This is a genomic window from Rodentibacter rarus (genome assembly GCF_001998965.1).
In the GTDB taxonomy this organism is placed as follows: domain Bacteria; phylum Pseudomonadota; class Gammaproteobacteria; order Enterobacterales; family Pasteurellaceae; genus Rodentibacter; species Rodentibacter rarus.
Genome location: NZ_MLHJ01000054.1, coordinates 1 through 13,497, shown reverse-complemented (window position 1 = coordinate 13,497; position 13,497 = coordinate 1). Strand labels below are relative to the sequence as shown.

Sequence of the window (13,497 nt, the reverse complement as noted above, 5' to 3'; positions counted from 1 at the left end):
CCCCTTGAAATCATTTCAAACGATCTTACTTACCCAGTGTGAACGGCGAAAGCCAATTGACTATCAATGAATAGGGAAAAGATATCAATGAACATAGAAAAATTTACCACAAAATTCCAACAAGCGTTGAGTGAAGCACAATCTCTTGCGATTGGAAAAGATAATCAATTTATCGAACCGGTGCATTTATTGACCGCACTTTTAAACCAGCAGGACGGTTCAATTGCGCCGATTTTAACCGCAAGCGGCGTCAATGTTGCGCTACTACGGAATGAATTAAATCAAGAATTGAATAAATTGCCACAGGTTTCCGGCAATGGAGGGGATGTGCAAATTTCCCGCCAATTAGTTAACCTATTGAATTTATGTGACAAACTCGCACAACAAAGACAAGATAAATTTATTTCAAGCGAATTGTTTTTGCTTGCCGCACTCGAAGAACGGGGGGCGTTGAAAGATATTCTCACTAAGAGTGGTGCTAAAAAAGAACAAATTGCACAAGCCATTGAACAAATTCGTGGAGGACAAAGCGTGAACGATCAAAATGCAGAAGAAAGCAGACAAGCTCTTGAAAAATATACTATTGATTTAACCAAACGGGCAGAAAGCGGCAAACTTGACCCGGTGATCGGACGTGATGAAGAAATTCGCCGAACCATTCAAGTGTTACAACGCCGAACTAAAAATAACCCGGTTTTAATTGGTGAACCGGGCGTGGGTAAAACCGCCATTGTCGAAGGGTTGGCACAGCGTATCGTCAATGGTGAAGTGCCGGAAGGGCTGAAAAATAAACGTGTGCTTTCCTTAGATATGGGGGCATTAATTGCCGGGGCAAAATACCGTGGTGAATTTGAAGAGCGGTTGAAAGCCGTATTAAATGAACTGGCAAAAGAAGAAGGTCGGGTTATTTTATTTATTGATGAAATTCACACCATGGTGGGCGCCGGTAAAACCGATGGTGCAATGGATGCCGGTAACTTGTTAAAACCAAGTTTGGCACGGGGTGAATTGCACTGTGTAGGGGCAACCACGCTTGATGAATACCGTCAATATATTGAAAAAGATGCCGCATTGGAACGCCGTTTCCAAAAAGTGTTTGTAGATGAACCGAGTGTGGAAGATACCATTGCTATTTTGCGTGGTTTAAAAGAACGTTATGAAATTCACCACCATGTGGATATTACCGATCCAGCAATTGTAGCTGCGGCGACCCTTTCACATCGTTATATTTCCGATCGCCAATTACCGGATAAAGCCATTGACTTAATTGATGAGGCGGCCTCCAGTATTCGAATGGAAATTGATTCCAAACCGGAACCGCTTGATCGTCTTGAACGCCGTATTATCCAATTAAAATTGGAACAGCAGGCGTTGAAAAAAGAAGAAGATGAAGCAAGCCGCAAGCGCTTGGAAATGTTAGAAAAAGAGCTGACTGATAAAGAGCGTGAATATGCAGAATTAGAAGAGGTATGGAAATCCGAAAAAGCTACCCTTTCCGGTTCACAACATATTAAACAAGAACTGGATGCGGCGAAAACCGAAATGGAGCAAGCCCGCCGTGCTGGTGATTTGAGTAAAATGTCAGAACTTCAATACGGGCGTATTCCTGAATTGGAGAAACAACTTGCTCAAGCTGAAACCAGCGAAGGCAAAGAGATGACTTTATTACGTTATCGTGTGACTGATGAAGAAATCGCCGAAGTGCTTTCCAAAGCCACAGGTATTCCGGTGTCCAAAATGATGGAAGGGGAAAAAGAAAAACTGTTGCGTATGGAAGAAGAATTGCACAAACGTGTGATTGGACAGAACGAAGCGGTAGATGCCGTCGCTAATGCCATTCGCCGTAGCCGTGCAGGGTTATCAGATCCAAATCGTCCGATTGGTTCGTTCTTATTCCTTGGTCCAACGGGTGTTGGGAAAACGGAATTGTGCAAAACCTTGGCAAAATTCCTTTTCGACAGTGACGATGCGATGGTGCGTATTGATATGTCGGAATTTATGGAAAAACACAGCGTTTCCCGTTTAGTGGGTGCGCCTCCGGGTTATGTGGGGTATGAAGAGGGCGGTTATTTAACTGAGGCTGTCCGCCGCCGTCCATATTCCGTGATTTTGCTTGATGAAGTGGAAAAAGCCCATGCTGATGTGTTCAATATTTTGTTACAAGTGTTGGATGATGGTCGTTTAACCGATGGACAAGGCAGAACGGTCGATTTTCGCAATACCGTGGTGATTATGACTTCAAACTTGGGTTCTCATCTCATTCAGGAACATCAAGGTGAGGGCTATGAGGAAATGAAAAATCGGGTGATATCGGTGGTCGGACAACATTTCCGTCCGGAATTTATCAACCGGATTGATGAAACCGTCGTGTTCCATCCACTTGCAAAAGAAAACATCCGTGCCATTGCAAGTATTCAATTAGAACGCTTGGCAAAACGTATGGAAACCCGTGGCTATGAAATTGTGTTCAGTGAAGCCCTCATTGATTTCATTGGTGAAGTGGGCTATGACCCGGTTTATGGTGCGCGTCCGTTAAAACGGGCAATTCAACAAGAGATCGAAAATCCGTTGGCACAACAAATCCTTTCCGGTCAATTGCTGCCAAGCAGCGTTGTTACTGTGGATTATACCGATGGCAACGTTGTCGCAAGACAATAAACTTCAAATACAAAAAGTGCGGTCATTTTTACCGCACTTTTTTGTCATTTTTTAACACTAAAAATCTTTTTCAATCAGCACTTGTATATATTTTTCCGAATACGAGAACATAGAAGGAATATTACTCTTTTGTTTTTTCCAGCGAAATTGCACTTTAGGGACAAAGCCCAAATACTGCCAGTCTTGTTTCCAGAGTGTTAAATTAAAAGAATAGATTTTATCACGGCGTACTTTATCTAAAGGCAGAATATTACCCAGTGAAGCAAAATCTTTATATTGTTTTAATGCAATTGAAGCGTTAATTTGGCTTGCAATCGAATATCCCCAATTTTGTCGCCAGCCTAATCGCAAGGCTTTCATATCGTTACTATATTGTTTTATGCGTGTTGTTTCACGAATAAAATCTGTGCCTAAATAATAATAGCCTTTTTCTGTTGGCTGCCAAATTATCGTAGCAGAAGCCAATTTAATTGTACCGTTTCGATCCGGCTGGGTGAAATAACGTGGTTGGCTAAACTCCAAAGCGGTTGAAATTTGCCAATTTTTTACAAGGTTGGAACTATATTCTACTCTTGCACCATTTGCCCAATTATAACGATGATTGCCAAGCCATTGTCGTTCATAAAAAGGCTTTAACGCTAACTTATAGTTTGCATTTTGATATTGGTAGCCTAGATAAGTGCGGTTAGTGATTTCATCATAATCGTGATTATCCCAATAATTTTTACCATATAAATTATTGGCAAAATGCAGATAATGCGAACCTATTAGATTCCAATTTTTCTGTACATCAAAATAATAAGCAAAGCCGTGAGCAGATTGTGGCAACATATCATCATTTTTCACAAAACCTGTGTTTTCAATATGTCGCTCACCGGAGGTATTATTGACATTTTTAGTTTGTAAATAATTGCCACCCAATGAAAATTGCCAACTTTCTCGATGATCAATTGCTTGCAAATAATCTTGAATTATTGACCGCTCTTCATTAGTTAAATTGTCTTGGTTTTGTAATACTTGAAAAGCCTTTTTTGCCTTATTATTTTGGTAATCTAAAAATAACGCTCTTGCCTGTTTTATTTTGGCGTAATTGATTAATCTTGGATTTTTTTTTTCGGGAAAGTTTTGATAAATCGGTAACAAACGTTCGACTAAATCCATTCGATCAATACTTAACATATCTGAAAGTAATTTTTCGGTGAGAAGTTGATTATGATTTAGCTGCTCGATAGAGTAAGTTGTTTCATTTGCAATAACAGTACTACTGAATAACCAATAAAAGAAAAGAATTTTATATTTCATATTTAAAAAATCCCACAATAAAATGATTGTGGGACAGTAGTTTATTGTCTATTTAAATCAGAGCCACTAGTAACATATGATACGTCTCTTTTATTATAATATAAAGATCCTTCTTTTATTATACGATTTGGATCTTTTTCAGATTTTATCTCATATCCTGTACTCATTTCAGAAAATGGGCTAGAAACTCCATAAATAATACCTGCGTATTTGCCAGAGAATTTTTCTTGATTATGTATAGCAGAGGCATTTCCTTTAAATTCATATATTTTATTGTAATTAGGGTAATTACCATTAATATATCTAGCTGTTCCTTTATATAACGTTGTATTATTTAAAGAAATATTTACATTTTGGTCATCTATTTTTCCTACTGCACTACCAGAAATTGTTCGATTATCAAAATCTGCTTCTAATCTAATTGTACTTCTAGCAGATGCATAAGTCGCTTTACCTGTTGCATAGCCATCGTATCCAACTTTAAATGTAGATGGTGTGATTTTAGAGTCTGTAATTGTTTCATTAGGCTTTTGGGAATTAACAGTGTTATTATTCGCAGTATCAACATTTGGTACTGTAATAGAGCCTGTAACATTTTTGCTTGGTGTAGTATTTGGCGAGCTTGAACCACCACCTCCACCTGAACTACAAGCAGTTAATCCTAGTATTACAACCGTGGCTAATAAAGTTTTTGAAAATTTTAAATTCATAATAAGATCCTTATGTTGTTTAAGCATGTTGTTTGTGTAGAGTGATTAAAAATTGCATTAAAATTGTGGTTTGGTTAAAGATAAAATCAACTTCAATTTCTTTATACTGTTCTTTATGTTTAACTCTTTCATTTTGATATTTAACAAAAAAATCAAATACCGTAGAAATATAAAAATTCCTAATTTCTACATTAATATCTCTTTTAGCTAAGAAATCACCTAAATCAGATTTTAAATTTTCTAATGATTTTTGTTTTTCTAGTATGTCTTTAATTAAAGATTCAAGGGAAAGTCGCAAATCATCAAGCAAATTTCTTTCATAGATTTTGCCGTTCTTTTTCTCTAAAGCTACTTCGTAGTGTTCTTTTGCTTCAGGGTAATTATCTAACCAATGTCTGACTTGATTTACGGTTTCTAAAATCTGTTGCGCAATTTCTTGTGGAGCGAGATAACCATAGTTTTTTATCAATGTAAGTTTTAGCTCATTAACTTTTGGGTTATTGGCAAATTTCACCAAATCACATAAATTTCGAATAATGACAAACTGTTGCTCAGGCTCAAAGCAAGCTAAATTTGCTCGTAAAGCCTGAGCTTTATTGATATTTGATGTGTCTTTTTTAAACGGTTGCTGTGTATATTTAATTGTTTTGTTATATTCAACGGCGTATTGATTACAAAATTTGCAGATTTCTGAACCACTTAATCCATCGTTAGTATCAGCCAAAATGCTAGCCGCATAACTTAAAAATGCATTATCAATCATTGTCTACCCTTTATTTATTAAATTTTTGGATAAATTCGGAGCAAATGTTATACTTAACCTCAGTTGCTCACCACAAACTAACTGTGTCAAAAACTCACCTTATACTGTCTAAAATCACACTTTAAGGAAATAAAATGGAAGTCCACGATAAAATTCGAGTAATGAGAGAAATCAAGCAATGGTCTCAGGAGGAAATGGCGGAGAAACTTTCGATGTCGCCGAATGGCTATGCCAAAATTGAGCGTGGGCAAAGTAGTATCAATTTAGATAAACTTCAGCAAATTGCGAATGTGTTTAATATTGATATGGGGGAATTAATTACTTGTAAAGATAGAGCGATTTTCTTTGCAGTGGGGGGAGACAATTCTTATAACTTAACAAATAGCCATTTTGGTACAAACGAAGCATTAACTGCTGAAAATGAAAAATTAAATGCTTTATTGACAATGAAAGATGAGTTATTAAAACAGAAAGAAGCGGAAATTGTGGCGTTGAAAGAGGTTATTGCGTTGTTAAAAGCTAAATAAAATCTTAAATTTGTGTGTATGAAAATAACGATATTCTTATGCTATATGGGAATATCGTTATTTTTGTTTTTTATTTTCTCCCTAAAATCAAAAAGTGACAATCATAGGGATTGTTCTTGTCTTTCTCTCGGTATTCTTCAAATTCAATATGCCATTCAGCTCAATTTAAGGGGGGAAAGGTATCGCCATCAATTTCTGTTTCGTGGTTATCACATTGTGTTCAGCGAAGCACTTATTGATTTCATTGGTGAAGTGAGCTATGACCCGGTTTATGGCGCCCGTCCGTTAAAACGGGCAATTCAGCAAGAGATCGAAAATCCGTTGGCACAACAAATCCCAAATATAAAAAGCGTGGTTATTTTTGAGCTGTCTTAAAATTAATCCTTTTAATTCGAGGACTGCGTTTTGTATTTTACAGAACTCAGTCTTTTTAGTTTTACCTCAATGTGAGTTCATCATTGTCATGATGAATACATTCATTGACTCAATTTTTTTAAGCCAATTGAAATTCCAAACGACTTGCGGCATTTGGGGAAGACACTTTCGAACCGCTGCTTTTTCATTTGCCTAAAATAGAAAGATTCTTTACACTACGCCCGATTTTTTACCTCGCAATTTGAGGTTTATCACTCAACACCCTTCACTTTAAACACTACCTGTGAGTAGTAAAAGGACATCAATATGACTCATAACGTCAATCAATATGGCTGGAAAGCTCTTCTTGGCTCTGCCGTCGGCTACGCAATGGACGGTTTTGATTTACTCATTCTTGGTTTTATGCTTAGTGCGATTTCCGCCGATCTTAATCTTACCCCCGCTCAGTCCGGTTCGTTGGTGACTTGGACATTAGTCGGTGCGGTATTCGGTGGTATTGTCTTCGGTGCATTAAGCGATAAATATGGTCGTGTACGTGTGCTGACGTGGACTATCGTATTATTTGCGGTGTTTACCGGGTTATGTGCACTTGCCCAAGGTTATTGGGATTTATTAATTTATCGCACCATTGCCGGAATTGGTTTAGGCGGTGAATTTGGTATCGGTATGGCGTTGGCAATTGAGGCTTGGTCTGCCCGTCATCGTGCCAGAGCGGCCTCTTATGTAGCATTAGGTTGGCAAGTGGGTGTGTTAGGAGCGGCATTATTAACACCGCTGTTGCTGCCTCATATCGGTTGGCGTGGTATGTTTATTCTTGGGATCTTTCCGGCGTTTGTCGCTTGGTATTTACGTTCCCGCTTACATGAGCCTGAAATTTTTACCCAAAAACAGACCGCACTTTCCCGGCAAAAAACATCAAAATTGGAATCCTTCAAACTGTTGGTAAAAGATAAAGCCACCGCTAAAGTGAGCCTTGGTGTGGTGGTGCTCACCTCTGTGCAAAATTTTGGTTACTACGGCATTATGATTTGGATGCCCAATTTTCTTTCCAAACAACTGGGGTTTAGCTTAACGAAATCCGGTATTTGGACAGCGGTTACCGTATGTGGAATGATGTTAGGCATCTGGGTTTTTGGTCGCCTTGCCGATAAATTTGGACGTAAGCCAAGTTTCTTATTATTCCAATTTGGTGCAGTGCTTAGCATTATCACTTATTCACAACTGACTGACCCAACGATAATGCTCATTGCCGGCGCTTTTTTAGGTATGTTTGTGAATGGGATGATGGGCGGTTACGGGGCATTAATGGCAGAAGCCTATCCGACACAAGCCCGTGCGACTGCACAAAATGTGTTGTTCAACTTAGGAAGAGCCGTGGGGGGATTGGGACCGGTTGTCGTGGGGGCGATTGTTTCAGCCTATTCATTTAGCCTTGCCATTGCCTTTTTAGCCATTATTTACGTCATTGATATGGCGGCGACCCTTTTCTTGATACCTGAATTAAAAGGCAAAGCATTACAGTAAAGTGCGGTTCATTTTGACATTGTTTTTTAATCCACCTTCATTTTAGGGTGGATTTCTTATTTAAAATCTACCGCACTTTCGTGTTAAACTAGCACCAATTTTCCTCCACAAAGGCATTCTCGTGCAGACTACCCGTTCTGTTTCGTTACGTATCGCAAAATATCTTTTTCTCATCATTGCGGTTGCGGGCGTGATCATCTCCCTAAGTTTAGTCATTATGGCAAGCAATAAATCCGATGCGGAAGCCATTAATGTTTCCGGCTCTTTGCGGATGCAAAGTTATCGTCTGTTATATTTGATGGAAAAGCAACCGGATACCGTTGAAAAAAATCTGCGTTTTTATGAAAAAAGTCTCCATGCCCCCAGTCTGGTAGATATTCAACATCAGCTTTTTACACCGGATGGCGTGAAACAATCTTATCAAACGATCCTTAAACATTGGGCGGAAATGGAAGCTTTTGCCCGCCAAAATAATATTCGACAATATAGCCAAAATTTGACGGATTATGTGAGTGAAGTGGATGATTTTGTGTTTGAATTGCAACGCTTTAGCGAACAAAAGTGGTTTTTTGCCTTATCCGTATTGTGTTTTTCGATGTTGCTGATTGTGGGAATGGTGTCTTATGTGATTTGGTTTACTCGGCGCGAGGTGGTGAAACCGTTAAAATTGCTCACGCATGCCAGTATGCAAGTGCAAATGCGACAATTTAATCATATCCCATTGGATACGGAAAACGATAACGAATTGGGGACGTTAGCCCGTGTGTTCACACAGATGTCGGCTGAATTGGGTAAACTTTATTCTCGTCTTGAAGAGGAGGTGAATGAACAAACCCAAAAATTGCGCCAAACCAATCACTCTTTAACCACACTTTATCAAAGTTCTCAATCACTGACGGTAAATTCCATTAATGAGACGATTCTCAGTCAATTGTTGAGTCGTATTCGTGCCAGTGAACATTTACGCTATATTGAACTGGAGGTATTAGGCGCAGAACATTGGGATATCAAATTTGGTGAAAAACAATCAGCGCAACGCGTACAAGTCGAAGAATTGAAGGTTGAAAATGAAACCTTAGGGGTGCTTTTGTGGCAAGCCGGATTGCCTTGTCCGGATCCTAGAATGATGCAAAACCTCGCCCAAATGTTAGCGCGTGCCCTTTTCTTCCATAAAGCCCAAAGGCAACAAGAGCATCTTTTGCTTATGGAAGAGCGGTCAATTATTGCACGGGAATTGCATGATTCTTTAGCTCAAGTATTATCGTTTTTACAAATTCAACTTACGCTGTTAAAACATAATTTGAAGAAAGAAGATGAGCTTGCCAAGCAAAAAAGTCTCACAATCATTGCAGATTTTGAACAAGCCCTTTCCAGTGGTTATGCCCAGTTACGTGAATTGCTGGCAACGTTCAGATTAACCGTTCAAGAGGCAAATTTACAATTGGCATTGGAACACGTGATTGATTCCTTGCGTTCGCAAACCACGATGAAAATGACTGTTAATAGTCAACTACCCTCGCAAAGTTTAAATCCACAACAGCTTGTTCATATGTTACAGATTGTACGTGAAGCCACATTGAATGCGATTAAACATTCAAAAGGGCAATTCATCGAAATTCGTGCACAGACGAATATTGAAGGGGAATACGAAATCCTGATTCAAGATGATGGCATTGGTATTCCAAGTTTAGATGAGCCAACGGGGCATTACGGTTTAAATATTATGGCAGAGCGCAGTCGTCAGCTCAATGCAGAACTCACCATTAGTCGCCGTTCACAAGGTGGTACAGAGGTGAAAATTACCTTGCCACAAACATTATTTTAAGGAAAAGCAATGCAAAGTTTACAACCTTTTCATACCTTCCATATTCAGGTTAGTGCCCATAAAATCATTGAAGTGACAAATATTGAGCAGTTAAAACAAACTTGGTCTGAGGCTAATACACTACATCTTCCGGTTCTTTTTCTTGGACAAGGCAGCAATATGCTGTTTTTAGAGGATTTTAATGGTGTGGTGATCATTAACCGTTTGCTTGGTATCACCCACAAAGAAGATGCCCATTTTCACTATCTTCACGTTAATGCGGGGGAAAATTGGCATCAATTGGTGGCATGGAGCCTTGAACAAGGGATGAACGGACTAGAAAACCTTGCGCTGATCCCGGGCTGTGCCGGTTCTGCTCCGATTCAGAACATTGGCGCTTATGGGGTGGAATTTAAAGATTTCTGTCATTATGTCGATGTGTTGAACTTGGAAAGCGGTGAATTATTTCGCTTAAGCTCAGCAGAGTGTGAGTTCGGTTACCGTGAAAGTGTTTTTAAGCAGCGTTATCAACACGGTTATGTGATTACCGCAATTGGATTAAAACTCGCCAAAAATTGGCACCCAGTGCTGAAATATGGCTCACTGGTGAATTTTGATCCAAATACTGTCACGGCAAAACAAATTTTTGATGAGGTTTGTCGGATTCGACAAAGTAAGTTACCGAATCCAGACGAATTTGGTAATGCGGGGAGTTTTTTTAAGAATCCAGTTGTGACTGCCGAACAGTTCGCTGAAATTCAAAAACTGGCTGAAAATGTACCGCACTTTCCACAAGTGGATGGTTCGGTGAAATTGGCGGCGGGTTGGTTAATCGATCAATGTCATCTCAAAGGTTTTCAAATCGGTGGGGCAGCGGTTCACGAGAAGCAAGCGTTAGTCTTGATTAATAAAGAGAATGCAACGGGGCAAGATGTCGTGAGATTGGCACATTATGTGCGCAAAACCGTAGCGGAAAAATTTGGGGTATTTTTACAACCTGAGGTGCGGTTTATCGGGGCAAATGGCGAAATAGAGAGCGAAAAAGCGATTTCTTAATTTAAAAACACACATATCACTTCAATCATCACACTTCTAATAAAAGGTAGAAAAATCTTATAACGAAAGGAAAATAAAATGACTTTTAAAGAAATTCTAGAGGGGCTTCCAACGATTGCTCATCTATCGGGACTAAATGTGAAACTGGGGGATGAGGTTATTCATCACATTCCGGCAATATCGGGGAAACTGGGATCGCTACGTCTCTATTATGGGCTTGCGGAAAAATTTAATGGAAAATTAGACCGCACTTCTGCGCAACAGGGGATTGAATGGTTTGCCGAACACGTGGAAGACGCTAAAAAGCATCCGGGGAAACATCCTAACATTGATTTGCTTTTCAATGTCATTGAGGAAGGGCAGGTATTGCATCTTGAACCATTAAAGAATTCATAAAAATATTGAACTTTTAATTGGTAAAACCTGTCTTACAGTACAAATTAGTTCAATAAAACCTTTTATTGTGCTATAACTGGACACATTAATTGGCTGATGCCAACGAAAAAAGAAGGGATAAAGATGGATAAAGAAACACAAATGATGTTGGTTCCTCAAGGGAGCATTGAAGGCTATATTCGTGCAGCAAATGAATATCCGATGTTGACGGCTGAGGAAGAGAAAGAATTAGCAGAGCGTTTATATTATAACGGCGATATTGAAGCCGCTAAAAAATTAGTATTGTCTCATCTTCGTTTTGTCATTCATGTGGCTCGTGGTTATTCCGGTTATGGTTTACCCCAAGCAGATTTGATTCAAGAGGGCAATATTGGCTTGATGAAAGCCGTTAAACGTTTTAATCCGGAAGTAGGTGTACGTTTAGTTTCATTTGCCGTACATTGGATTAAAGCCGAGATTCACGAATATGTCTTGCGAAACTGGCGTATTGTAAAAGTGGCGACCACAAAAGCACAACGCAAATTATTTTTCAATTTGCGTAAAACCAAACAGCGCTTAGGGTGGTTCAATGATAATGAAGTGGATATGGTTGCAAATGAGCTTGGCGTGTCAAAAGAAGATGTGATTGAAATGGAATCACGTATGACCGGTGCGGATGTGGGTTTTGATTTGCCAACCGATGATAGTGAGGCAGAAACTTATTCACCCTCACTTTACTTGGAAGATAAGCGCTCTAATTTTGCAGCCGAGCTTGAAAATGAGAATTTTGAAAGCCAAGCTGTAGAGCAATTAAGTGTCGCATTGAAAAATCTTGATGCCCGTAGTCAAGATATTATTAAAACCCGTTGGTTGGATGACGATAAAGCAACGCTACACGATTTAGCGGCAAAATATAATGTTTCAGCGGAGCGTATTCGACAATTAGAGGCTAACGCATTGAAAAAATTGAAAAGTGCGGTGAGTTTTTAGGGATTTTTTAAAGGCATAAAACCTGCTAACCGGCAGGTTTTATTTTTTCTTAAATTTTGACCACATTTTATCTTCTTGCCCACGCCATAAACGTTGAATATTATCGTGATGGCGGTAAACCAGTAAGCAACTTACCAACGCAACAGGGAACGTAAATTCCGGTTTAAACCACCAAACGTAGAAGGGGGCCAACAACGCGGTGATAACTGCACTTAAAGAAGAGTAACCGCTAGCTAAGAATAAAATAAGCCAAATGCTAAAGGTTGTTCCCGCTACCGCCCAAGAAATTGGCGCAATGGCACCAAATGCGGTAGCCACGCCTTTTCCGCCACGAAATTGGAAAAAAATGGGGAAAATATGCCCTAAACAGGCACCAAGTGCTACCATCCCCAATTCAAATTGGGTTAAGCCAAGGTAATACCCCGCCCAAACAGGCCCCATTCCTTTCAAAATATCAAAAATTAGTACGCCCAATGCCGCCCATCGCCCACCAATTCTAAGTACATTTGTTGCCCCGGGATTATGAGAACCATGCTGGCGGGGATCGGGTAAGCCTGCCATTTTACAAATTAAAATTGCGCTGGAAACTGAGCCTAAAAGATAGGCAAAAATCATATAAAGAATGGCAAATAGGCTCATTTTTTACCTCAAAACGATAAAATTGATTCGCTATTCTACCTAAACTTGATAGCATACGCCTACAATAATTTTGACGGGATCTGACTATGGATAAAATTTTTATTGAGGGATTAACGGTATTTGCTCAAATTGGCGTTTATGATTGGGAGCAGCAAATTAAGCAAAAACTGATTTTTGATATTGAAATGGCGTGGGATGCTCAAAAAGCGGCGGAAACCGATGATGTGCAATATTGCCTCAATTATGCCCAAGTGAGCAAATTTATTCTGGACTATGTTCAATCAACATCTTTTTTATTGATTGAGAGAGTGGCTTATGAGGTTGCAGAACAGTTACAACAACATTTTGATATTCCATGGTTACGATTAAAACTCAGTAAGCCTCAAGCCGTTGCTCAAGCCCGGAGTGTTGGAATTATTATTGAGCGAGGGGCGTTATAAAATCATCGTTAGAAGTGAGCTCAAAATAAGTGATTCTGCTCACTTCAACATCACCATATTGACTGAGGGTCAACACTATTTATTTAACCAAAGGGGGAGAGCTATCGTCACCGCCAAGCCGCCGAGTTCACTTTCCTCAGCCCAAACTTTTCCTTGATGTTCTTTTACAACATTTGAAACAATCGCTAGACCTAATCCAGTACCGCCGGTTGTGCGTGTACGGGCTTCATCGACACGATAAAATGGGTGAAAAATTTTTTCAAATTCATTAGGATGTACCCCGGATCCGTTGTCATCAATGCGGATCCTGATAAATTCTTCTTCTTCTTCTTCT

Annotated in this window: 13 protein-coding genes and 1 pseudogene; 9 read left to right on the top strand and 5 right to left on the bottom strand. The window is 39.4% G+C overall.

The features are described from left to right. Positions 1–87: 87 nt before the first annotated feature. Positions 88–2,658, top strand: a complete 2,571-nt coding sequence (clpB, locus tag BKK50_RS06475; protein ID WP_077416467.1) for an ATP-dependent chaperone ClpB — start codon at positions 88–90, stop codon at positions 2,656–2,658. Positions 2,659–2,715: 57 nt separating this feature from the next. On the opposite strand, the gene BKK50_RS06470 is transcribed toward clpB, so the two are convergent. Genes BKK50_RS06470 through BKK50_RS06460 form a run of 3 tightly spaced genes read right to left on the bottom strand, consistent with a single transcriptional unit; the run spans position 2,716 to position 5,433 of the window. Further along, positions 2,716–3,960 carry a surface lipoprotein assembly modifier gene (locus BKK50_RS06470; RefSeq protein WP_077416465.1) on the bottom strand — a complete coding sequence of 415 codons (1,245 nt, stop codon included), beginning with the start codon at positions 3,958–3,960 and terminating at the stop codon, positions 2,716–2,718. 41 nt (positions 3,961–4,001) lie between these two features. Continuing rightward, positions 4,002–4,670, bottom strand: coding sequence for a hypothetical protein (locus BKK50_RS06465; protein ID WP_077416463.1), 669 nt, complete (start codon positions 4,668–4,670; stop codon positions 4,002–4,004). 19 nt (positions 4,671–4,689) lie between these two features. Next, on the bottom strand, positions 4,690–5,433 hold the full coding sequence (locus BKK50_RS06460; protein ID WP_077416461.1) for a hypothetical protein: 744 nt from the start codon (positions 5,431–5,433) through the stop codon (positions 4,690–4,692). A gap of 134 nt (positions 5,434–5,567) precedes the next feature. Here BKK50_RS06460 and BKK50_RS06455 point away from each other — a divergent pair, with 134 nt between their 5' ends. The 7 genes and pseudogenes from BKK50_RS06455 to rpoH all read left to right on the top strand — a co-directional run bounded on the left by BKK50_RS06455 (position 5,568) and on the right by rpoH (position 12,084). Beyond that, complete coding sequence (locus BKK50_RS06455) at positions 5,568–5,960, top strand: helix-turn-helix domain-containing protein (RefSeq protein WP_077416459.1); 393 nt, start codon at positions 5,568–5,570, stop codon at positions 5,958–5,960. Positions 5,961–6,158: 198 nt separating this feature from the next. Beyond that, positions 6,159–6,296, top strand: a pseudogene (locus BKK50_RS12835) (AAA family ATPase); the annotation flags it as partial. 345 nt (positions 6,297–6,641) lie between these two features. After that, complete coding sequence (locus tag BKK50_RS06445; protein WP_077416457.1) at positions 6,642–7,859, top strand: MFS transporter; 1,218 nt, start codon at positions 6,642–6,644, stop codon at positions 7,857–7,859. Positions 7,860–7,980: 121 nt separating this feature from the next. After that, positions 7,981–9,684: a nitrate/nitrite two-component system sensor histidine kinase NarQ gene (narQ, locus tag BKK50_RS06440; protein ID WP_077416455.1), complete on the top strand. Its 1,704-nt coding sequence runs from the start codon at positions 7,981–7,983 to the stop codon at positions 9,682–9,684. Between the two features lie 9 nt (positions 9,685–9,693). Next, on the top strand, positions 9,694–10,719 hold the full coding sequence (murB, locus tag BKK50_RS06435; protein WP_077416453.1) for a UDP-N-acetylmuramate dehydrogenase: 1,026 nt from the start codon (positions 9,694–9,696) through the stop codon (positions 10,717–10,719). A 78-nt stretch (positions 10,720–10,797) separates the two neighbouring features. Continuing rightward, positions 10,798–11,115 (top strand): DUF2322 family protein, encoded by a 318-nt coding sequence (locus BKK50_RS06430; protein ID WP_077416450.1) that lies wholly within the window; start codon positions 10,798–10,800, stop codon positions 11,113–11,115. 123 nt (positions 11,116–11,238) lie between these two features. Next, positions 11,239–12,084, top strand: a complete 846-nt coding sequence (gene rpoH / locus BKK50_RS06425; protein ID WP_077416448.1) for an RNA polymerase sigma factor RpoH — start codon at positions 11,239–11,241, stop codon at positions 12,082–12,084. 39 nt (positions 12,085–12,123) lie between these two features. Here the strand turns inward: rpoH and plsY are convergent, their stop codons facing one another. Next, complete coding sequence (plsY, locus tag BKK50_RS06420; protein ID WP_077416447.1) at positions 12,124–12,723, bottom strand: glycerol-3-phosphate 1-O-acyltransferase PlsY; 600 nt, start codon at positions 12,721–12,723, stop codon at positions 12,124–12,126. A gap of 86 nt (positions 12,724–12,809) precedes the next feature. Here plsY and folB point away from each other — a divergent pair, with 86 nt between their 5' ends. Beyond that, complete coding sequence (folB, locus tag BKK50_RS06415) at positions 12,810–13,163, top strand: dihydroneopterin aldolase (protein ID WP_077416445.1); 354 nt, start codon at positions 12,810–12,812, stop codon at positions 13,161–13,163. Positions 13,164–13,238: 75 nt separating this feature from the next. Here the strand turns inward: folB and BKK50_RS06410 are convergent. Then, on the bottom strand, positions 13,239–13,497 hold a 259-nt coding region (locus BKK50_RS06410), incomplete at its 5' end, for an ATP-binding protein (RefSeq protein WP_244149425.1).